The organism is Acinetobacter sp. LipI_19 (assembly GCF_058242925.1).
This window is the reverse complement of the sequence record NZ_JBZAYK010000004.1, coordinates 1-21,004: the sequence shown is the minus strand read 5'-3', so window position 1 is coordinate 21,004 and position 21,004 is coordinate 1. Positions and strand designations below refer to the sequence as shown.

Annotated in this window: 28 protein-coding genes; 12 read left to right on the top strand and 16 right to left on the bottom strand. The window is 38.2% G+C overall.

The window, feature by feature from the left end; genetic code table 11:
• Window positions 1–3: 3 nt before the first annotated feature.
• On the bottom strand, window positions 4–804 hold the full coding sequence (locus AC4CVF_RS21840) for an AraC family transcriptional regulator (protein ID WP_490789972.1): 801 nt from the start codon (window positions 802–804) through the stop codon (window positions 4–6).
• A 213-nt stretch (window positions 805–1,017) separates the two neighbouring features.
• Complete coding sequence (locus AC4CVF_RS21835) at window positions 1,018–2,262, bottom strand: YihY family inner membrane protein (RefSeq protein ID WP_336953522.1); 1,245 nt, start codon at window positions 2,260–2,262, stop codon at window positions 1,018–1,020.
• A gap of 120 nt (window positions 2,263–2,382) precedes the next feature.
• Between AC4CVF_RS21835 and wrbA the strand changes: the two genes are divergently transcribed.
• Window positions 2,383–2,976, top strand: coding sequence for an NAD(P)H:quinone oxidoreductase (wrbA, locus tag AC4CVF_RS21830; protein WP_336953523.1), 594 nt, complete (start codon window positions 2,383–2,385; stop codon window positions 2,974–2,976).
• Between the two features lie 108 nt (window positions 2,977–3,084).
• Here wrbA and AC4CVF_RS21825 read toward each other — a convergent pair whose 3' ends face one another.
• The 5 genes from AC4CVF_RS21825 to AC4CVF_RS21805 all read right to left on the bottom strand — a co-directional run bounded on the left by AC4CVF_RS21825 (window position 3,085) and on the right by AC4CVF_RS21805 (window position 6,903).
• Window positions 3,085–3,447 (bottom strand): FmdB family zinc ribbon protein, encoded by a 363-nt coding sequence (locus AC4CVF_RS21825; RefSeq protein WP_209827964.1) that lies wholly within the window; start codon window positions 3,445–3,447, stop codon window positions 3,085–3,087.
• 223 nt (window positions 3,448–3,670) lie between these two features.
• Window positions 3,671–4,531: an acyl-CoA thioesterase gene (locus AC4CVF_RS21820; protein ID WP_419327690.1), complete on the bottom strand. Its 861-nt coding sequence runs from the start codon at window positions 4,529–4,531 to the stop codon at window positions 3,671–3,673.
• Window positions 4,532–4,684: 153 nt separating this feature from the next.
• A complete protein-coding gene (locus AC4CVF_RS21815) occupies window positions 4,685–5,260 on the bottom strand; it encodes a xanthine phosphoribosyltransferase (protein ID WP_336953525.1) in 576 nt (191 codons plus the stop codon).
• Window positions 5,261–5,363: 103 nt separating this feature from the next.
• Window positions 5,364–6,068 (bottom strand): DUF3108 domain-containing protein, encoded by a 705-nt coding sequence (locus AC4CVF_RS21810; protein WP_336953526.1) that lies wholly within the window; start codon window positions 6,066–6,068, stop codon window positions 5,364–5,366.
• Window positions 6,069–6,222: 154 nt separating this feature from the next.
• A complete protein-coding gene (locus AC4CVF_RS21805; protein ID WP_336953527.1) occupies window positions 6,223–6,903 on the bottom strand; it encodes a hypothetical protein in 681 nt (226 codons plus the stop codon).
• Between the two features lie 232 nt (window positions 6,904–7,135).
• Between AC4CVF_RS21805 and AC4CVF_RS21800 the strand changes: the two genes are divergently transcribed.
• Window positions 7,136–8,017, top strand: a complete 882-nt coding sequence (locus AC4CVF_RS21800; RefSeq protein ID WP_336953528.1) for an energy transducer TonB — start codon at window positions 7,136–7,138, stop codon at window positions 8,015–8,017.
• An 83-nt stretch (window positions 8,018–8,100) separates the two neighbouring features.
• Here AC4CVF_RS21800 and AC4CVF_RS21795 read toward each other — a convergent pair whose 3' ends face one another.
• From AC4CVF_RS21795 to radC, 4 genes are read right to left on the bottom strand one after another with little or no spacing between them, the layout of a single operon-like run.
• Window positions 8,101–8,583 carry an ankyrin repeat domain-containing protein gene (locus AC4CVF_RS21795; RefSeq protein WP_490789971.1) on the bottom strand — a complete coding sequence of 161 codons (483 nt, stop codon included), beginning with the start codon at window positions 8,581–8,583 and terminating at the stop codon, window positions 8,101–8,103.
• Between the two features lie 52 nt (window positions 8,584–8,635).
• On the bottom strand, window positions 8,636–8,920 hold the full coding sequence (locus tag AC4CVF_RS21790) for an antibiotic biosynthesis monooxygenase family protein (RefSeq protein ID WP_336953530.1): 285 nt from the start codon (window positions 8,918–8,920) through the stop codon (window positions 8,636–8,638).
• Between the two features lie 56 nt (window positions 8,921–8,976).
• A complete protein-coding gene (locus AC4CVF_RS21785; RefSeq protein WP_004725806.1) occupies window positions 8,977–9,888 on the bottom strand; it encodes a bestrophin family protein in 912 nt (303 codons plus the stop codon).
• A gap of 38 nt (window positions 9,889–9,926) precedes the next feature.
• Entirely contained in the window at window positions 9,927–10,649 is a 723-nt protein-coding gene (gene radC / locus AC4CVF_RS21780; RefSeq protein ID WP_336953531.1) for a RadC family protein, read from the bottom strand.
• A 114-nt stretch (window positions 10,650–10,763) separates the two neighbouring features.
• On the opposite strand from radC, the gene coaBC reads away from it, so the two are divergent.
• From coaBC to AC4CVF_RS21750, 6 genes are all read left to right on the top strand, one after another.
• Window positions 10,764–12,029: a bifunctional phosphopantothenoylcysteine decarboxylase/phosphopantothenate--cysteine ligase CoaBC gene (gene coaBC / locus AC4CVF_RS21775; protein WP_336953532.1), complete on the top strand. Its 1,266-nt coding sequence runs from the start codon at window positions 10,764–10,766 to the stop codon at window positions 12,027–12,029.
• 162 nt (window positions 12,030–12,191) lie between these two features.
• Window positions 12,192–12,566: a cytochrome b562 gene (locus AC4CVF_RS21770; RefSeq protein WP_004725812.1), complete on the top strand. Its 375-nt coding sequence runs from the start codon at window positions 12,192–12,194 to the stop codon at window positions 12,564–12,566.
• Between the two features lie 162 nt (window positions 12,567–12,728).
• Complete coding sequence (locus AC4CVF_RS21765; RefSeq protein WP_419358805.1) at window positions 12,729–13,568, top strand: methylated-DNA--[protein]-cysteine S-methyltransferase; 840 nt, start codon at window positions 12,729–12,731, stop codon at window positions 13,566–13,568.
• Window positions 13,555–14,292 carry a 2OG-Fe(II) oxygenase gene (locus AC4CVF_RS21760; protein WP_419358806.1) on the top strand — a complete coding sequence of 246 codons (738 nt, stop codon included), beginning with the start codon at window positions 13,555–13,557 and terminating at the stop codon, window positions 14,290–14,292. The genes AC4CVF_RS21765 and AC4CVF_RS21760 overlap by 14 nt, the downstream gene beginning before the upstream one ends.
• A gap of 3 nt (window positions 14,293–14,295) precedes the next feature.
• Window positions 14,296–14,541, top strand: coding sequence for an Ada metal-binding domain-containing protein (locus AC4CVF_RS21755; protein ID WP_490789979.1), 246 nt, complete (start codon window positions 14,296–14,298; stop codon window positions 14,539–14,541).
• Window positions 14,528–15,139: an alpha-ketoglutarate-dependent dioxygenase AlkB family protein gene (locus tag AC4CVF_RS21750; RefSeq protein ID WP_490789970.1), complete on the top strand. Its 612-nt coding sequence runs from the start codon at window positions 14,528–14,530 to the stop codon at window positions 15,137–15,139. Before AC4CVF_RS21755 ends, AC4CVF_RS21750 begins: the two co-directional genes overlap by 14 nt.
• On the opposite strand, the gene AC4CVF_RS21745 is transcribed toward AC4CVF_RS21750, so the two are convergent.
• The 5 genes from AC4CVF_RS21745 to rsgA all read right to left on the bottom strand — a co-directional run bounded on the left by AC4CVF_RS21745 (window position 15,134) and on the right by rsgA (window position 18,093).
• Window positions 15,134–15,613 carry a DUF4184 family protein gene (locus AC4CVF_RS21745; RefSeq protein WP_419358810.1) on the bottom strand — a complete coding sequence of 160 codons (480 nt, stop codon included), beginning with the start codon at window positions 15,611–15,613 and terminating at the stop codon, window positions 15,134–15,136. The two genes, AC4CVF_RS21750 and AC4CVF_RS21745, sit on opposite strands and share 6 nt — an antisense overlap.
• Window positions 15,614–15,751: 138 nt before the next feature.
• The gene (secB, locus tag AC4CVF_RS21740) at window positions 15,752–16,210 is read right to left on the bottom strand and encodes a protein-export chaperone SecB (RefSeq protein ID WP_490789969.1); all 459 of its coding nucleotides are present in this window, start codon (window positions 16,208–16,210) and stop codon (window positions 15,752–15,754) included.
• A gap of 48 nt (window positions 16,211–16,258) precedes the next feature.
• Window positions 16,259–16,516 (bottom strand): glutaredoxin 3, encoded by a 258-nt coding sequence (grxC, locus tag AC4CVF_RS21735; RefSeq protein WP_004725827.1) that lies wholly within the window; start codon window positions 16,514–16,516, stop codon window positions 16,259–16,261.
• Window positions 16,517–16,532: 16 nt separating this feature from the next.
• Window positions 16,533–16,943 carry a rhodanese-like domain-containing protein gene (locus AC4CVF_RS21730; protein WP_004725828.1) on the bottom strand — a complete coding sequence of 137 codons (411 nt, stop codon included), beginning with the start codon at window positions 16,941–16,943 and terminating at the stop codon, window positions 16,533–16,535.
• Window positions 16,944–17,034: 91 nt separating this feature from the next.
• Window positions 17,035–18,093 carry a small ribosomal subunit biogenesis GTPase RsgA gene (gene rsgA / locus AC4CVF_RS21725; protein ID WP_004725830.1) on the bottom strand — a complete coding sequence of 353 codons (1,059 nt, stop codon included), beginning with the start codon at window positions 18,091–18,093 and terminating at the stop codon, window positions 17,035–17,037.
• A 122-nt stretch (window positions 18,094–18,215) separates the two neighbouring features.
• Here rsgA and orn point away from each other — a divergent pair, with 122 nt between their 5' ends.
• From orn to AC4CVF_RS21705, 4 genes are all read left to right on the top strand, one after another.
• Window positions 18,216–18,773 (top strand): oligoribonuclease, encoded by a 558-nt coding sequence (orn, locus tag AC4CVF_RS21720; RefSeq protein WP_004725833.1) that lies wholly within the window; start codon window positions 18,216–18,218, stop codon window positions 18,771–18,773.
• Between the two features lie 211 nt (window positions 18,774–18,984).
• On the top strand, window positions 18,985–19,719 hold the full coding sequence (locus AC4CVF_RS21715) for a Bax inhibitor-1/YccA family protein (protein ID WP_004816949.1): 735 nt from the start codon (window positions 18,985–18,987) through the stop codon (window positions 19,717–19,719).
• 161 nt (window positions 19,720–19,880) lie between these two features.
• Entirely contained in the window at window positions 19,881–20,684 is an 804-nt protein-coding gene (locus AC4CVF_RS21710) for an enoyl-ACP reductase FabI (RefSeq protein WP_004725837.1), read from the top strand.
• A 173-nt stretch (window positions 20,685–20,857) separates the two neighbouring features.
• Window positions 20,858–21,004, top strand: a 147-nt coding sequence (locus AC4CVF_RS21705; RefSeq protein ID WP_490789978.1) for a hypothetical protein, incomplete at its 3' end; no start/stop codon positions are given.

Sequence of the window (21,004 nt, the reverse complement as noted above, 5' to 3'; positions counted from 1 at the left end):
GATTTAGCGATGCAACAATTTTCTAAACTGATCTGGGGTACACATCATCCAACGTTTAAACATATTGATAAAAGCAGAAGCATTGGCATAACCTAAATCCAGTGCAATGCTTTCAACCGTTTTTCCCTCATTGAGCATAGACATCGCTTTCATGACTTTAAGGCGTTGTCGCCATTCATTGAGTGACATTGCCAACTCTTTTTGACTCAGTCTTGCCAAGGTACGTTCAGTCATATTAATCCGTTGGGCTAAAGCCTCTAGCGTACTGTGATCAGCAGGGTGGGCATGTAAAAAATCCAAAACTTGTTTTAAGGCAGCATGATTGGTATGGGGTAAATAACTACCGATTAACTCAGCATGTTGTAATTGATCAAGTAACACCTGTAATAGCCGCAAATATTCAGGCTCAGATGCTTGCATTGGGTGCTGTTTGATGTGCTGTAAAATTGCTGAAACCAAGGGTGAGGTTAAAAGAATTCCTGCTTGTTGGGGTAAGGCTCTACATAAGGACTGATGAACATACAAAGTTGCATGGGAAACAGGAGTCCGATTTAAACCACTGTGTTGCGTATTTGGTGGTAACCAAACTCCATATGGAGGGGGCGTAATATAATTAATTTGACCAATATTGACTTCCATTACCCCATTAAAGGCATAAATAAATTCGCCCCAAGCATGCCCATGTTTAGGATAAACAGACAGTGCGGGATCATGTCGAAAAATAAGCCATAATGGTGCAATAATCTCATCATTGGTACTGAGTTGAGTCAGTATATTTTTCTCGCTTGTTTTTGTTATTGTCATGCAAAGATTGCCTGAATAAAAAAGATCTGTTGTCCACTTTGAATTATATCCTATAAAAAAGACAGGTTCATACCATTGTGGTGTCTTTTATCCGCTTTATGCAGTGGATTTGGCTATTGCGAAATTATAATGATTCATCAAAAAGTTATATAACTTCCCATTTCCAATGGGCATTGCTTGGAAAGGGAAGTTGTTTATCTATCTTGATTAAAATTACTTATCATCCAAAATGGTTGAAAGCGGAATCGATAATTTGGCTGCCAAATATTCATCGGATTCGATTAAGGTTGGACCGATATGTTTCATCCAAACATCATCATCATGTACATGTTCAACATCATGACGACGAGGGAGGGTATAAGGTAATGATGTATAGAATGACCAGAAATCAATTTCATCTAAATTTCTGACCAGCACATATTCATTATTGTCAGTACATTTAACCAAATTCTGTTTTTCTAGAAGTTGGATATAAACTGGCCAGCGTCCAATTTCACCGCGACCTAAAATATTGAGTGCTTCTGCATCAGTTACCACTTCGCCCGTTTTTTGTTTTTTATAAAATAATTCTAGAATATCGAGCATCATCAACACAGGATGGCGGGTCTGGATTTTACCTGTATGAAATGCAGTAAGGGCATAGCTGATTTCCACACCCAATAAGACGATATTCCACGATAAAAAGATCCATAATAGGAAAATTGGTACAGCAGCAAAAGCACCATAGACAAGGGTATAGCTGGTGAAATTTGCCATAACAAAACCAAATAGGTTTTTAAGTAGCTCAAATGCAATCGCACCGAAAAGACCTGCAATCGCAGCCGCTCGAACAGGAATACTACGATTTGGAATGGTCCAATATAAAATGAAAAAGCCTAAAGTGGTCAGTGCAAAAGAAATGACTCCAAGTAACGCCGTACCATCAACTTCATAACCAGCAAAGTTATTACTTAAAACATTCATAGAGGCCAATGTTGATGAAATGACAAAGGCACTTCCCAATAAAATCGGACCTAAAGAAATAATGGTCCAATAACGCATAAAGCCAATGATGCCATTACGCGTTTCTTGAACACGCCAAATCCGATTAAAAACCGTTTCGATACTGGTAAGCATCAGTACTGTGGTAATGAATAAAAACAACACACCAATAACAGTTAAATTACTTGAATTCTCAGTAAAGACATTAAAAGCCTTATCGAAAGCAATGCTGGTTTTCGGCAAGAAATTACTGTAAATCATCTGCTGGAGTTGTTGTCTAGCAGGCTCTAAGGCTTTGATTGATGAGATAATAACCAAGAAAACAGTCAACATTGGAACAACAGCAAATAATGTCGTATAAGTGAGTGAACCCGCCTGTTCACGACAACGATCTGCTTCAAAACGACCAATTACAAAAAGAATGAATTGAAACCAAGTTTTTTCATAGAAGGGTAGTTTTTTAAGTAATTCAAGCATATATATCTTTGATCTCAATTATTTTTCAGTATGTCTTACATTTTCATTGTCTAGCTTACCCAAAAAAGCAGAAAAATACCGTATAGTTTTATTTTCTTATGTTGAAATCAAGAAATCTCTATGCAAGCTTATGTTCTCGTACTCTATTACAGTAAATATGGATCTACCAAAGAGATGGCACACTTGATTGCCAACGGTGTAGAAGCGGCGGGTGTGGCAGTAAAAATTCGGACGGTGCCTAACCTTTCCACTGTTGTAAAAGAAGCAGAAGCCAGCATTCCAGAACATGGCGATATTTATTGTACATTGGATGATTTACAAAATTGTTCAGGATTAGCTTTAGGTTCACCAACACGTTTTGGCAATATGGCATCTGAAATGAAATACTTTTGGGATCAAACCACAAGTCTTTGGTTAAATGGTGCATTACACGATAAACCCGCTTGTGTATTTACCGCGTCAGGTTCAATGCATGGTGGGCAGGAAAGTACCTTGTTAACGATGCTACCGCCATTGTTTCATCATGGCATGATGATCATGGGTTTGACCAATGCCAATCCAGCCTTATCCAATACCAAATCAGGCGGTACGCCGTATGGGGTTAGTCATGTCAGTGGACCACGTCATGACCAAAACTTAAGTTCCGATGAAAAAGCTTTATGTGCAGAACAGGGCAAACGTCTAGGCGAAACGGTTAAAAAGTTAAACCCATAATTTTTGATATTTTGTGGGTAGCTGCATAAAAATTGAAAGACTTCTCTTTTATCACGCTTTTAACGGATTAGAAGAGAAGTTCTTTGGCGAGTGATATTTTGAATTTTATTATTTTAAATTAAAGCGATGGTTACATTTTTTACATTGGTAATCAAAAAAGATATTTTGGTCAACAATCACACCTGCTCGTTTACCGAAGCGATTTCCTAGAAATCCACCAGTAATTCCAACACTGATTGCACCTACGAAGGTTCCTACAGTTCCACCGACAATAACACCTAATGGACCTGCAACAGTTCCAATAGCTGCACCAATTGACGCACCAGAGGCAGCGCCGCCTACAGTTCCTGCTGCTGCACCCGCAGAAGTCAATAATACACTGCCTGCTTTGCCTAAAAGTTGTTCATGGTCACGGCGTTCTAAGTCTGTAGAGCCACACTTTGGGCACTTTACTGTTTGTTCATCAGTCATTGATTTTTACTCACTCAACAAAGTCCATTTGTCTTCATTAAGTTATGGTTAAGCTTTATATTCACGTTCACTACTGGCATTTTTGTCATGCTTATCGCTATCGTTACAATCATGTCAGGGATATGACATGATTTTGATTGTAACTGAATACCGTGATCAGTCTTTATATTTTGTGTGAATGTAATAGGTAGAATGATTGATACAAGCTTATAGAAACATCTTGTTATTGCTTCAGCCGCATTAAGCTTTCCTGATTAACGCTACACACCAATCTACCATCTTGCCATATCCGCCCGAAATTAAGCCCTCTAGCTTGGCTAGATAGTGTTGCATTCATATCATAAAGTAGCCACTCATCTACTCTAAAATCTGTATGAAAATAAATGCTATGGTCTAAACTTGCACTACGTACACTGCCGTTCGCATAACTGACACCATGTGGTCTAAGTGAAACCGTCAGCAGGTTATAGTCAGAATAATATGCAGCAATGGCTTGGTGCATCATGAGTGTATCTTGTTGAGTAGGAATAGTTTCAAAGGTTTGAAAATATTCAGCATAATTTGTGTCTAATTTTATCGGTTTAAATGGGTTGAATGGCTGCACTGGATGGATATTGATAAAAAATTGACGCATAAATATTGCGCGTGCAGGTTCAGGAACATCCTCATAAATCATTTGTTTCAGTTGTTGTTCTGGGATCAGTTCATCTGGCGAAGGGTAGTGAGGCGGTTCAATCTGATTTTCTAAACCTGCTTCAATATTGGCAAATGAAACCATGGCTGAAAATATAATATGGCCATTTTGCCAAGCATAGACTTGGCGAGTGGCAAAACTTTTGCCATCTCTTAAATTTTCAACTTTAAACAAAATTGGAATATCTGTGCGACCACTGCGAATAAAATAAGCATGTAATGAATGTGCAGGGCGATTGGTGGTTTTTGATGCGGCAATTAATGCTTGTGCCACCAATTGCCCACCCACAAGGTGTGATCCAAATAATCGTGTGTTTTGCCCTTGAAATAGACCATCATCCAATTGTTGTACGTCGAGTAGATCAACTAATTTTTGAGTGATTGATCTCATTTATTATTTACCTGAGTGATATCTTTATTTGCACAATATAGCTGAGGGTTTGATCAAAATAAAAGGCAAAACAAAGACGCTACTGATCAAAAAGCATAAAAAAGAGCGCTTAAAGCACTCTTTTTTAATGAAAAATTTTGAAGTAAGACCAGCTTATTCTTCTACAAAGCTTACCGTACCGTTTGCCAAAGATTCAACACGTGCCAAAGATTCAACACGGTAGCCTTTATCTAATAACAATTGACGGCCTGGTTGGAAAGATTTTTCAATCACAATCCCAATACCCACAACTTCTGCGTCTGCTTGATGAATCAAGTCAGCAAGACCTAAAGCGGCTTGACCATTCGCTAAGAAATCATCAATAACCAAAGCTTTATCGTCTTTGCTAATATGTTTCTTAGAAATCGCAATGGTGCTTTCAATTTGCTTGGTAAAAGAAAATACTTTTGAACGATATAAATCATCTTTAAGGGTTAAAGACTGATATTTACGTGCAAAAATAACGGGTACACCAAGTTCCAAACCAGCCATCACAGCAGGCGCAATGCCTGATGCTTCAATTGTGATGATTTTGGTAATGCCTGCATCTTTAAAAAGACGAGCAAACTCTTGACCGATGAGCTGCATCATCACAGGGTCAATTTGGTGATTTAAGAAAGAATCGACTTTCAGAACTTGATCAGATAGAACGATACCTTCAGCTAAGATTTTCTGTTCTAGTGCGTGCACAGGGAGAATCCTCTAGAGGCAAGGTGCTTTTTAAAGCAAAGGCGTATTTTAAAAAGCACTAAAAAAAATGCAAGCTGAAATTGATCAAAAGGTGAAAAATGTCTTACTTTTTGTAACTGGTCAAGGTTAGGTTATAAGACGTTTTACCATCAACATGTGACATTTTCACGGGTAAATAGTCTAATTGAGGTGCTAACCAGAAAATTGAACTTTTTTCACCATTGTCATGGGTGAGTACAACTTTGACCGTGTTATAGGTTCCCGCAGGGGTTTTAATTGACTCAGTCCCTTGTTTAACAAAGCGGCGCGCATCTAAACCTTTTGCATCTGCAATCAAATAACTTGATTTTAGACCAGCACCTTTTAAATCTTCACGTACTTGTAACTCAGCATTTAATTCATCTAAAGCACCTGCTTTCCATGGGAAAGAACGTGCCTGATCTTTTTTCTTGGTATTAATGGTTTTGTTGTTTGGATTAAAGTTAATGGTCATGGTGTCATTATGTACCAACACTTTACTGGTGCGACTAAAACTACTGGAATTAATTTGACCATTACTAAAGGTAAAACGGCTTGTTTCGCTTGCAGATGCAATTGCCGCTGCTTTTGCAGCAAATACATAAGTCCAGTTATTGCCATTTTGACTCAGTGTACGAGTCGCAGTACCTAAGTTTTTACCATTATAGGCAAACTGGTAACTTGCTTGGAACGGACTCATGGCAAGCGCATTGCTAGAAAATCCAACCAATAACACTGCAGTTGAAATACCAGTTGCTATACTTAATGTTTTAAATAACGTTTTTGCCATCATTAAATGTCCTATACATTTAAAAGTATTTTTGGATATGACACCTATTATGCGGTGTAATTAAAGATAAAATATTCACTTTATTTCTAATCCTGTGAATTTATGTATACATTTTGATTGCTGTGACTTGAAATCTATCTTACCAATTAGAGATTTAATTCTTTTGCTCAATCGGGGTTACTTCTGTTTCTAGATCATCATCTTCGTCCCAGTCTGGGTCTTTATCTTCTCTAAATTTACTAAATAAAGCTGTTAGATTCACATTGCCAATTACAACCAACTCGGTCTCACGTAGTTCAGCATGATTCACATGGACTTTATTTAGTGTATCCATAATCGAACGATTTTTCCCTAACCAGCGATTGAGATCTAAGTGAAGTAATTCATCTTTTACTGTAATGACTTCAAATTTTTCTAAGATCATGCCTAAAGGATCTTTTTTCAATACTTTTTGGTAAAAGAATAAAGCAGCGTTTACGCCCATTTTGTACCAAACATTGGGATAACTGGCTTCGATCACTTGTGTGTTACTGATTTGTTCAAAAACAATCAACTGCATATCTTTGTTGAGTTCCATTTGAACTAATTTAAGATCCACCGAAAGAACCAAATGCATACCATTAACATTGAGTGTGGCATAAAGCTTTAGCCAGTCATCATGCAGGTCAGCATGTAAATCTTCTAAAATTTTGACATTGTCTGTGACAAAACGTTTAAACGTTGCATTTAAAAATACTTGTGATACCGGAAACTCGCGTTCTTCTTCTATAAAACCTTCTGCTTTTTGGTATACTTGTCGAATACGTTTAACGATGTTAGAAAGTAGCGTCGGCATAAGTATTGTCCCAAATCTTCATCATTTTTTAAGGCGATAAACTTGTCGATTATTAAAAAAATACAAGTCTAACGATTGCAGTTTAACAAAAAACATTGCACCATTTTGAGTGTTTTAAAATTACGTTTTTACTTTTACTAAATAAGTCACAAAGTTTGTGAATAATGTAAAGTCAAACTTATTTTAATAAATTTTAAATTTGGCGATTGGGGAATTTTGTCGGATTAATGTCATGATAAAAAAATTATTTGCCAATACAGAGCATTCTGAGTATTGGTGGCAAGACTCATTATTTGTTGGAGCTGTTTCTGCAGCTGTCATTGCACATGTACTTTTTTTATCTGTTCAATTTGGAATGCCCCAAGAAAATAATACCAGCACAAAAGAAATCGCAATCAGTATTCGTCCAAGTGAAGACGAAGTTAAAGATGCAGACTTTTTAGCGCAATCAAATCAGCAGGGTTCAGGAACATTCCGTAAAGAGCATCGTATTTCAAGTGATATGCCAGCGCAAGCAGAAGATAAGAGTGCGGGTGATCAGCAACTCGAAGCTTTAGAACAAATTCAGCAAAAAAGAGAATTGAAATTCGAAGAAAAAGTATTAATGACGGTTCTTAGCTGGCAAAAGCAAGCGGAACAGAATGATCGCAAAAAGGCCATGGAAGAGTTGCAGAGCCAGATGCAAGCTAAAACGGCAATGGTGGCGAGTCTAGAAGCTCAATATTTACAGAAACAACAAAATTTTAGTAAACAACAAAAAATTAAAACCTTAGATGGTATTCAAGCCAAGCAAGATGCATCTGCTGGATATTTAGATAAATTTCGTGAAAAAGTTGAAATGTATGGAAACCGATATTACCCAGATCTTGCCAAACAGCAGCGTCTTTCGGGGGAAGTCCGTTTAATGGTCATTCTCAATAATGAAGGTGGGATTCGTGCTATACGATTGATTGAAAGCTCAGGTCATTCAATCCTCGATGAAGCCGCCAAAAACTCAGTGCGTAAAGGTGCACCTTTTGGACGTTTTGACTCAAAAATGAAAGATATCTCTGAACTGAGGATTGTGCGTACTTGGCGTTTTGACCCAGCTGAATCTGAATTTGAAGTCCACTGATTGAATGGTGTAGAAATGAATGGTTGTGCTTTTTTTTTAAAAAGACTCATTTTAAAAACAATAAAAACTGATCTTTATATTGGTTAGTGATGATGGGTTTGATATTGCTCAACCAAAGCAATGCCTTCAGGAAACTTCATTAACAATGCTAAATCATAAGGACTTTTTGCTGTCCGATTTTTACTGTTTAAATTTGCACCATGTTCAAGTAATAATTTAACCAATTCATAATGATGTTGTGCGTTATAAAGCGCAGTCCACAGTGAAATATTTCCTGAACTGTCTTGCAATGCTAAATCTCCACCGTGGTCAATGATTGCTTGGGCGACATGAATATTATTTTTATAGACAGCGATGAAGTGTAGAGCTGTCTGTCCTTTGCTATTTTGTAAGTTGACATCAATTCCAAGTTCAATCAGTTTGAGTGCGATATCATCTTGTTGGTGTTGCAAGGCGTACATCAGTAAAGATGAGCCATCAAGCTGTTGATTGATGTTATCAGGGGTGATTTTTTCTAGTAACGCCTTACATTCACCATGCAAAATAAGTTGGAATAATTCTGACATACCAAAATCCCTTTTATAATTATATTTGGCGGATTAATTTTAGTCGTTTTCTTTAATATGATCTTGTGATTTCACAAATTTCAACACTAAATTTTTTATACCATTGTTGTTTGCCAATTCGTTGGGCAGCTTGATGTTCTGCATCTTTATGCCAAGCATGGATATCTTCAAGAGTATTCCAATAAGAAAGCGCAACTTCAAAGTCATTTTCACAAAGAGACTCAAATTTTTGACAGTTAAACTGGCTTAATGCTTTCTCTCGTAAAAGTTGTGCAGTTTGAAAATACCGTTGATCAAGCGTATTGATCTGTGCCTTAAAGATAACCACGTATTTCATTTTCAGTGTTCGGCCTTTAATGTCTCTATAAAAAATAAAAATCAGAAACTGATGCGTTAAAGCAAATTGTGATCATGGGCTTGAATCGGTGGGGGAGTTGGTTTTCCTAGAGTTCCCAATAATTCAATTTCAATCATTCGCACCATCGAATCTAAAGGTAAATCATTACTTTGCGTACCAAAGGGTTCTTCTATCTCGGTACTTAAAGCATCTAGCCCTAGAAAAGTATAAGCTAAAATACCCACCAACAAAGGTGTTGCTAAGCCCAGTAATGATCCTAAGCTAAAGGGCAACATAAAGCAGAAAAAATAGACCGTACGATTCAATAAAACTGAATAAGCAAAAGGTAAAGGTGTGGTTGCAATACGGTCACAACCGGTTTGTACCAAACTTAACTCATTCACATGTTCATTTAATTGGGTATAGATAATGTCAGAAATTTCGCCTTCTTTGAGCGCTTGCATCAATTCCCATTGGATCAAACTCAGCGTGTATTGAGGCGCATTTGTTTGTTGATACAATTGTGTCAGTGCCTGTTGACTCATACCACTGGTTTCCACCAACGCATCTGGATTTGCAGTTTGATGTCTTAGGCGATCTCTTAATAAGTTTGCAAATACAATTACATGTTGGATGATCCGTTCACGGCGCCCTTGAGGAAAAATACGGCAATCACGGTCAAAGTGTCGTGCGTTGGCGATCAGCATCCCCCAAAGTTTACGGGCTTCCCACCAACGGTCATAACAGGCAGTATTTTTAAAGCCGAGAAAAATAGAGAGCACCACACCAATCAGGGTAAAGCCAACCAAGGGTAATTCTGGAAAACGATATAAATTGGTATACTCAATGCCACCGACAATTGCAGAAATGAGCATCACAAAACCAAGCGGTGGTAGCACTTTAGGTAAAATCGTACCACGCCAAGAGAGTAATATTTTAAGGGTATCGTTTTGATCGCGGACAATCATACTTTTTAAATCTATATTTTTTAGTGATCTTCACCGCTTCAAAGGTGCTTGTCAATCACATTTGTAGGGAAAGTTTGGGATTTGATGAGTCCGTGTTCAGCAAAGGAGTAGCTTTGCTCAGCAGCAATGATCATATGATCCAATAATTCTATTTCAAGTAGTTGACAGGCTTTTAATATTTCTTGAGTTAAATCGTAATCTTCGCGTGAAGGCTTGGCAAAACCTTTAGGGTGATTATGGGCAACAACGATAAAAGTCGCATGTTTTTGTATGACATATCGTAATAATTGATTGATGGAAATATTGCAGTAATTGACTGATCCATAAAATAGTTTTTTAAAACTCAATTTACGTAACTGGCTATCTAAGCAGAGTACAGCAAAGACTTCTTGAAATTCTCCAATCAATTCATAACGTAAATAATCTCGGATTAAATCAGAACGACTCAAGTCTAAACCTTGGTTCAGTTGATGTTTCAAGTAACGCCGTCCCAGTTCTTTCACTGCCATCAGTTGTGAATACTTGCTTTCGCCAATGCCATGAAATTGTTTTAAATCATCTAAAGACGAATCAAATACAGCATTTAAATGACCAAAATGTTGAATGAGCAAGCGTGCTAATTCAACAGCAGAGTGTTGTTTTGAGCCTGAGCGGAGAAAGATTGCGAGTAGTTCTGCATCAGATAAACTGTGCGCCCCTTGTAAGAGTAATCTTTCACGTGGACGTTCTTGTTTAGGCCATTGTTTGATTGACTGATTCATTATTTTTCACATTTTAAACTTATTTTAGTTCTGGTTTTTCTCCCTTGAATAACTTGGGAGATAGACTATTTAATGATATTGTGAGCGCCACTGCAACTGAAAGGTAGCTTGATAGTGAGTTTTGATCTCAGCGTATTTTCTAATAAAAATATTATCCTCGCTGTAACAGGTGGTATAGCCGCCTATAAAAGTGCAATCCTGGTACGTCGTTTAAAGGATTATGGCTTTAATGTACGCGTGGTAATGACTAAAGGTGCACAGGCATTTATTGCCCCTTTAACTTTTCAGGCGCTATCGGGAAATCCAGTTCATACTGAATTATTAGATCCTGAAGCAGAAGCGGGAATGGGGCATATTGAATTGGCACGTTGGGCTGATTTAATTTTAGTTGCACCTGCAAGTTGCGACAGCATTGCGAAATTTGCTGCAGGTTTAGCTGATGATTTACTGAGTACCTTGTATTTGGCAACCAAAGCACCAGTTTGGGTTGCACCTGCAATGAATCAACAAATGTGGGCAGCTAAGCCGACACAACGGAATCTGAATACTTTAGTTGAAGATGGCGTACATGTGATTATGCCTGAAGCGGGTTCGCAAGCGTGTGGGGATGTCGGTTTAGGGCGTATGCCTGAACCTGAAGATTTAGCAGAACAAGTTAAAAATTACTTCCATCAAGCACAACGTGCGATTGCTGAAAAGTTTGGCTTGCTTGCTGGAAAGCGTGTGGTGATTACTGCAGGGCCAACACGTGAAGCGATTGATCCTGTACGTTATATTTCCAATCACAGTACAGGGAAAATGGGCTTTGCTATTGCAGCAGCCTGTTACTCAGCAGGGGCAAAAGTGACGTTGCTGGCGGGTCCAGTCAGTTTGGATACCCCGAATGGTGTGCGTCGTATCAATGTTTCTTCTGCGATAAAAATGCTTGATGAAAGCATGCATCAGCTTGAGGATGGTTGTGACGTGTTTATTGCAACCGCGGCTGTCGCTGACTATCGTGTGGCAGAAGTTTCGGAACATAAGATCAAGAAAGCTGGTGATGAGCTGAATGTTTCGTTGGTGAAAAACCCTGATATTGTGGCGACCATTGCGCAACAGTCAAAGCGCCCATTTATGGTGGGTTTTGCGGCTGAAACTCGTAATGTAGAGGAATATGCAGCAGGAAAACTCGTTGCAAAAAAACTCGATATGATTGCCTGCAATGATGTCTCGCGGGCTGATATTGGTTTTGCTTCTGATCAAAATGCGATGACCGTGTTTTTTGCAGAACAGTACCAGATGGAAAAGCGTGATTTAGAGAAAGCTTCGAAACAAGAAATTGCACAACAGTTGGTTGAAGCGATCCACGATGCTTTACACCATGAGATTGAACCAATTTAAGAGTTTTTCAGGTTATGTTTGAATATAAAAATGCAACGAATTCGTTGCATTTTTATTTGCTATTTTTTGTGCTTTTAAACTATGTTTAATCTTGGAAATGGACAATAGCCACAATGGGCTTTTTTACCCCCAACAATAGCCACAGTTTTAAGGAAGATCATAATGATCAAAAAAACTTTAGCCACCGTCATGATGATTTCTGCTTTAGGTTTCAGCTCAATGACTTTTGCTGCAACGCTACAACAAAATATGCAGGCATTAGGTAAAAACTATAAAGCATTTAATCAAACCAATAATGCCGCTGAAGCAAATAAAGCTTTAGATAATATGCGTGCTGCTGCAACGGACGCTAAAAAAGTCAAACTTAAAGGTCGTGGTGATGCTAGTGCACCAACTTCGACTCAGTTATATGATCAATTGATTGCGCAAATTGATAAGACTCAAGCGCTAGTCAAAGGTGGTCATTTAGATCATGCAAAAATGGAAGGCAAGAAAATTGCTGAAATACGTGATCAAGGGCATAAGATCTATCAGTAATCGATTCATTTGAAAGCACAAAACCGTTAGTTTTAATGACTAACGGTTTTTTATTGTGAGGAGATTTTTAAAAGATATTGAATCAAAAAACTCAGCATGATTCGGATTTGCTCATTGCATAACAACTGTTAAGTTAGATGTAGAAAAGTGAGGAGAAATGTGATGCAACAGCACAATCAGTTTGAACGTATTGCAAAAGCCATTGAATACATTAAACACAATTTTAAAGCACAACCGAATTTAGATGAAGTGGCTGCGCATATTCATTTAAGCCCTGCACATTTTCAACGTTTATTCACTGAATGGGCTGGAACCAGTCCGAAGAAGTTCTTGCAATATATCAGCATAGAACATGCAAAAAACTTGTTAAAACAAGAGCATTCGGTATTTGATGCAACGTATGACACAGGACTATCAAGCACCAGTCGTTTGCATGATCTATTTATACAAATTGAAGGGATGACACCTGCTGAATACAAAAGTGGCGGAGAAAACTTAACCATCCACTACCAGTATGCTGAAACACGTTTTGGAACCGTTTTAGTGGCATCAACAGCCAAAGGGATTTGCTTTATGTCTTTTGTGGAGCATGAGCAAGATGCTTATAGCGCACTCGTTGAAAAATTTCCTAAAGCAAGATTTTATCAGCAAGCAGATGCGTTGCATGAACATGCTTTGGCCATTTTCTCATCTGAACAAAAACCATGGAACCAAATTAAGCTACATCTAAAAGGTACTGATTTTCAGCTTAAAGTTTGGGAAAGTTTGCTTAAAATCCCGATGGGGCAAGTGGCGACCTATGCGAACCTTGCTGAACAGATTGGAAATCCCAAAGCTTTCCGTGCGGTTGGTACTGCGATTGGCAATAACCCAGTGGCTTTTTTAATTCCCTGTCATCGTGTGATCCAAGCGACAGGTGTTTTAGGTGAATACCATTGGGGTAAAACACGTAAAGCCGCAATGATTGGTTGGGAAGGTGTACAAGTACATGACAGTGTTTAATCCACAACAAGCAACAGCATTGCTCAATAAAATTGAGGGTTTAGATTGGGAGACAATCCGTGCTCAGATGCATACGCAAGGCTACTCAATCCTTAAAGACTTTTTATCTGATGAATTGTGTGAGTTGATTAAAAGTCATTACAACCATCAACAACTGTATCGAAAAACCGTCAATATGCAGCAACATCGTTTTGGATATGGCGAGTATAAATATTTTAATTATCCATTACCAAACTTGCTTCAACAGCTTCGAACTCAGTTTTATCCCTATCTAGTTCCTATCGCCAATGCTTGGTCTGATGCTTTAAAGTTGGAGCGACACTATCCAGATTCATATCTTGAATTTTTACAACAATGCCAACAAGCGGGTCAAAATAAAGCCACTGTTTTGATTTTGCACTATCAGCAAGATGGTTTTAATACCTTACATCAAGATCTATATGGCGAGGTCTATTTTCCGATCCAAATGGTATTTGTACTGAGTCAAGTCAATACCGATTTTACCGGTGGTGAGTTGGTGTTGACTGAGCAAGTACCACGAGCACAGTCGAAAGCCATTGTTTTACAACCTGATCAAGGGGATGTGTTAATTTTTACCACACAGTTTAGACCCAAGAAAAGCACTTATGGCTATTATCGAGTTAATATGAAGCATGCTGTCAGTCAGGTGCATACAGGGGAGCGTTATACATTGGGGATTATTTTTCATGATGCTGTGAGTTAAATGATGATTAAGCATGATGATATTGAGCGCTTGGCGTTATATCGAAAAATCAGGAATGCTGAAATTTTATTTGCAGGCAATCAAAAGCTAAAAATTTATGGACGTTTAAACTGTGGTTCGGGCAAGCGGATGTTAAAAACCAATCGGGTGTTCTTTAGTAGTGAAGCTGAAGCCTTGGCATTGAAATTTCGCCCGTGTGGACATTGTATGAAATCAGCCTATGTGAAATGGAAAAATGCAACAACTTAAGTTTCTAACCGATCCCCATGAGAATTTGCTTCCACAAGATGGAATAGTGAATTATTTCGGAAAAATTATGGATGAAGCCATCGCCAATGATTATTTTGAGAAATTGCTCGCACATATTGAATGGCAAAATGACCAAGCGATTATTTTTGGCAAAAAGATCATCACCAAACGGAAAGTGGCTTGGTATGGAGGTCGCGCTTTTGAATACACTTATTCAAATAGTTCCAAATATGCCTTGCCATGGACTGAAGAATTACTCGAACTGAAAAAACAGATTGAATTAATTACGGGTGAAACATTTAATTCTTGTTTACTGAATCTTTACCATACGGGTGAAGAGGGTATGGCATGGCACAGTGATGGTGAAACAGATCTAAAAAAGAATGGCGCAATTGCATCTTTAAGCCTAGGTGCGGTTCGAAAATTTGCCTTTAAACATAAAAATAGCCAAGAAAAGATTGAGATTTTTCTCGAAAATGGCAGTTTGCTGGTCATGAAAGACACCACTCAAACATATTGGTTACACCGCTTAGCCCCAACAAAGAAAGTGCATACGGCTCGGATTAATCTAACCTTTAGAACAATCGATGAATCATGATTTTTCCTCACGGATAAGCCAAACAATTGTGGCAAAAATAAAATTGATTAAACTCCCATAAAAAATAAAATTGTAGGGAATCATGTTGAGTAAAACTTGAGAATAACTCAGCGGATAAAAGGGATACATATCTGCATGCATCAAAGCATCTAAAAAAACATGGCTAAAACTACCGACCAAGGCACTGACTGTCGCCACTTGCCATGTGATCTGCCAGTTTGCTTGTTTAAATAAGTTGCGTAAGCAAAACTCACTCATCACTTTACCTATGGGGACTGCAAGCAAAGCAATCAACAAAGCACCAAGTAAATTATGAGTATATAAATGGAGTGTGGTCCAGCCTTGAATAATACCAACTAGAGGTTCGATATCCATCAAAACCTGGACACCAAAGAAGATTAACAAGCTAAATTTTTTATTTGCAATGGCTTTACAACTTGCGCCTAAGCCCAAATGTAAGGGGGTAAATGGCATTGTTATTTTTCATGCTTATTGTGATGTTTAAAATATAAAAAATTGCATCACCCACGTTTGTGAAGTTTGAGTGATTTTATCTGATCAAACATAAAAAAGACCGCATAGCGCGGTCTTTTAAACTTAATTACTGAGAAATTAAGCTTGGCCTTCAGCAGCAGCGCCTTGGGCACGTTCCATATTTGCTTCAAACTCTGCATCAAAATTGATTGGCGTAAGAAGTAATTGAGGGAAGCTACCTTTCGTTACAAGATCATTAACTGCTTCACGCAAGAATGGGAACAAAATGTTCGGGCAGTAAGCGCCTAAGATGTATGGAAGGCGGTCTTCTTCAATACCATCAATCAAGAAAATACCTGATTGCGTTACATCGACGATAAATGCTGTATCGCCAGCATTGTTCGCTTGAACAACAACTTTTAAAGACACTTCAAAGTGGGTTGCATCCACTTTTTCAGCAGCAGAAGACAAGTTGATGTTTAATACAGGTTGCCATTCTTTGGTAAAAACTTGAGCCCCAGGTACTTCAAAAGAAATGTCTTTTGTATAAATACGTTCTAAAGCAAGTTGTGGTTGAGCTTGTTGTTCTTCACTCATTCTTTATTCCTTAAATTTTAAGAAGTGATTCATTAATTAAGTTGTGGATTAACCAAGTAACTCATCGAGTTTGCCGGCTTTTTCTAAAGCATAAAGCTGGTCAAAACCACCGATAAATTCATTATTAATAAAAATTTGTGGCACTGTACGGTGTCGAGTTTTCTGGATCAGCTCAGTCTTAACTTCAGGTGCTTCTTCATCGAGATTGATTTCGGTAAAAGCAACACCTTTACGCTCAAGTAGAGATTTCGCACGTACACAGTATGGGCAAAAAGTTGTTGAATATACTTTTACTTCAGCAGTCATGTTGAGCTCCTTAAGCTTATTTTTTAGCTTTAACTAATGGCAAGCCTTGGGCTTTCCAGTTACTGATACCACCATCAAGACGATAGCTGTCTGCATGGCCGACTTGTTGCAAAGCACTTCCTGCAACTTGACCTAAGTTACAGATAAATACTAAAGGACGGTCAGCAGTTTTTAACTCTTCAATGTGACTGGCAATTTGACTGTATGGAATGTTGCGGCTGCCACTCACATGACCTTCACGGAAATCTTTAGCATCGCGTAAATCAATCAACATCGCATTTTTAGCTTTTACTAAAATACCAAGTGATTGTGGTGAAATTTTACGACCACTGCGTTGTCCTTCAAAAATAAAGAACAAGATCGCCAGTACCCCTAAAATACCAAATAAGAAGGGGTGATTCCCCATAAACTCAAACCAACGTTCCACAAGTCACCTAATTACAATCAAAAATTGCGTCGAGTATAGCGTATATATATGGTGATCAAAATCACCGCTTCAAGGTTCTCAAAGAAGAAATTTAATTTTTTTGTTGCGCATCAGTGATTTCTTCAATTAAGCGTAAATAACTTTCATGTCGTCTGGCTAGAATTTCACCATTTTCTACCGCTTTTTTAATGGCGCACTGTTTCTCATGCGTGTGCGTGCAATTACGATATTGGCAATGCCCAATCAAGTTCGAAATTTCAGGAAAGCCTGCATCAATCTTTTCTAGGCTCAAATGCCAAAGCCCAAATTCACGGATGCCGGGCGAGTCGATCAAGGCACCATTTTCACCAAAACGAATCAAACGGGTAGAGGTCGTTGTATGTTGTCCGAGCGCCGAGTTTTCAGAAATAATATTGGTCTTCTGCTCTGCATCAGGAACGATGACATTAATCAAGGTACTTTTGCCGACACCTGATTGCCCAACGAAAGCAACAGTTTCGTTGTCGAGTCGTTGCTTTAATTCGCTAATATCACCTTCAGACTGAGTAATCAGTACTTCATAGCCTAAGTCTTGATATTCTTTAATCAGATCTAAAATAGGGTCATTTTCTTTGAGTAAATCTGATTTGTTTAATACCAAAAGGACTGGAATATCTGCATCCGCACATGCTACTAAATAGCGATCAATCAGCGTGGGTGCTGGCTCAGGCAGAGTTGCAAAGACGATGACAATTAAACTGATATTGGCTGCCACAGGTTTAACTTTATGATAACGATCGGGACGTGTTAACAATGAAGTCCTTGGATGAATGGCGGTGATGATGCCTAAACCTGTATTGGGATCTGCTTGCCATTGAACTTTGTCGCCCGTCACTAACAGCTCTAAATTGGTTCGTGTATGACAGCGCCAAACACTGCCTAATTCAATCGGTTTCCAAAAGGGCTCTGGATCACCTTCATTGACGATGGGTTTTTGCGGATGTTGAGTAGGAACAGAAAGGGCTTGTACTTCGAGTTGTCGTCCATAATGCTGAACAACAAGACCTTCAAGGTCATTGGAAGTGTCGATTTCTTCTTGACGTGTTTTATGTTGTTTCTGAATGCGGCGTTGCTGCTGTTCAGTTAAACGACGTTTACGAATTAAAGCCATTCATATCCTAAAAACCTTAAAAATGAGAAGGCAAAAATACCATGACAGGCGAATGAATTACAGCGAAGATGTAAGAAATTTGCTACTATTCATTTTTTATTGGCCTAATAAGATTGCACTATATGAGCAGCACTCCGGATACCCGCTTAATTTGGATCGACCTAGAGATGACAGGTTTAGATACAGATAATGACAAGATCATTGAAATTGCGACAATTGTAACAGATGATCATTTGAACATTTTGGCGGAAGGGCCTGTACTCGCAGTGCATCAATCAGATGTTATCCTCAATGCAATGGATGAGTGGAACACCAAACAACATGGTCAGTCAGGGCTGATTGAACGAGTACGTCGTAGTAAACTCACAGCGCAAGATGCAGAGCAGCAAACCTTAGAATTTTTGAAGAAATGGATTAATCCTAAAACTTCGCCAATGTGTGGTAATTCAATTTGCCAAGATCGCCGTTTTATGCACCGTTTAATGCCTGAGCTTGAACAATTCTTCCATTATCGTAATTTGGACGTGTCTTCAGTGAAAGAGTTAGCAAAACGCTGGAGACCTGAAATTATGAGCGGTTTAAAGAAAAATGCTTCACATTTGGCAATGGATGATATCCGCGATTCGATTGCTGAACTTAAATATTATCGTCAGTATTTCTTTATCGCCAATCAAGATTAATCATCTGAGTGGTTAAATCTCATTACATATCAGATTGAAACAAGAGGCTTTTTAGCCTCTTTTTTTGCTATGCATTTTGGTTTTTTAAGCTATACTAAAGCTGATGTCCTCTGACAACTCGTTACAAAAAATAGCAAGCAGTTCAAATTGTTTGCATAAAAAACGTTTTAATATCCTTATATATATTTGAATTATTACAAAGAGATTGACTATGCAAAGTAATAACCCAATTTTAACGCGTGCGGAAACGTATGCAGATTATGAACAGCCAATGACTGTACAAGGCGCAATTCAAAAATCAGTTTTATTGACTGTTATTGCGGCCATACTCGGTGTTGGAATTTTTTTCTATAGCTTTACCACAATGAATGTTGGAATTGCCTATGCTGCCGCAATGGTCGGTGCAATTGGTGGTTTGATTCTTGGATTGGTTGCTACATTTAAACCGAATACCGCACGTGTTTTAGCTATTCCTTATGCATTCTTTGAAGGTGCATTTTTGGGTGGTGTTTCAGTGATCTTCCAGCTGAAGTTTCCGGGCGTACCATTACAAGCACTTTTAGCTACCTTTATCACAACTTTAGTGATGTTTGGTTTATATAAATTCCAAATTATTCGTGCAACTGAAAAATTTAAATCTATTGTGATTTCAGCATCTATCGCAATTGCATTGGTTTTTGTGGTGCAGTTCATTATGCGTTTGGCTTTTGGTTCAAGCATTCCATTCTTATTTGAAAGTAGCATTTTAGGTATTGGTTTTGCTGCATTTGTTGCGGTGATCGCATCATTGAACTTGATTCTTGATTTTGATTTGATTGAATCTGCTGCTGCACAACGTGCGCCGAAAGCTTATGAATGGTTATGTGGTATCGCTTTATTGGCAACATTGGTCTGGATGTACTATTCATTCTTACGTTTATTGAGCTTGTTGCAAGGTGATGATTAATTATTCCCTTTATATAGATTGATAGATTTAAAAAGGCGCACTCGATTGAGTGCGCCTTTTTTTATGTTTTTAGTAAACTTTTAAAAAAAGATGCATTATGCAATTTAGTTATGGGTCAAGACTTGGCATTATGCTTACAAAATTGATCAGGTGAGAATTTCATGGCACAAGGACTATTGGCAGGTAAACGCTTTTTAATCGCGGGTATTGCAAGTAAATTATCCATTGCATTTGGTATTGCTCAGGCATTACATCGTGAAGGTGCAGAACTCGCATTTACTTATCCAAACGATAAACTAAAAAAACGTGTAGATGATTTTGCAGAACAATTCGGTTCTACTTTAGTTTTCCCTTGTGATGTTGCTGTGGATGCTGAGATTGACCACGCATTTGCTGAATTAGCAAAGCATTGGGATGGTTTGGATGGTGTTGTACATTCAATCGGCTTTGCACCTGCGCATACACTTGATGGTGATTTCACGGACGTTACAGATCGTGAAGGTTTTAAAATTGCTCATGACATCAGTGCTTATAGTTTTGTTGCTATGGCTCGTGCAGCAAAACCTTTATTGTTGGCTCGCCAAGGCTGTTTATTGACTTTAACTTACCAAGGTTCAGAGTCTGTTATGCCAAACTATAATGTTATGGGTATGGCGAAAGCATCTTTGGAAGCAGGGGTACGTTATTTAGCATCAAGCTTAGGTGCTGAGGGTATCCGTGTAAATGCAATTTCAGCAGGTCCAATCCGTACTTTAGCGGCATCTGGGATTAAATCTTTCCGTAAAATGTTAGATGCCAATGAAAAAATTGCACCGTTAAAACGTAATGTGACGATTGAAGACGTTGGTAATGCAGCCTTATTCCTATGCTCACCTTGGGCAAATGGGATCACTGGTGAAATTCTGTATGTCGATGCTGGTTTTAATACGGTCGGTATGAGCCAGTCGATGATGGATAGCGAATAAAGTTAAGTTTATTTAACTGATTGAATTAAAGACATAAACCTCAATATTAAAACGTGAATATTGAGGTTTTTTTACAAATTTTAAAAAATTAACCGATCAATAAACTAGGATTCAATCGTTTTTTTTGATTAAATATTCATAAATATTAATATTATTTTAAGTTTGATAAGAAAATGAATTTTGCCAATATATTTTCGGCTCTGCAACACCTTGGATTGACTGCGCAAAAACGAGCCTTGCATATCCAATTTAGCAATCCTGATTTGACTGCTCAAGTCTTCTTACAACGCATCGATGGACAACATGGTCTAAACCAAGGT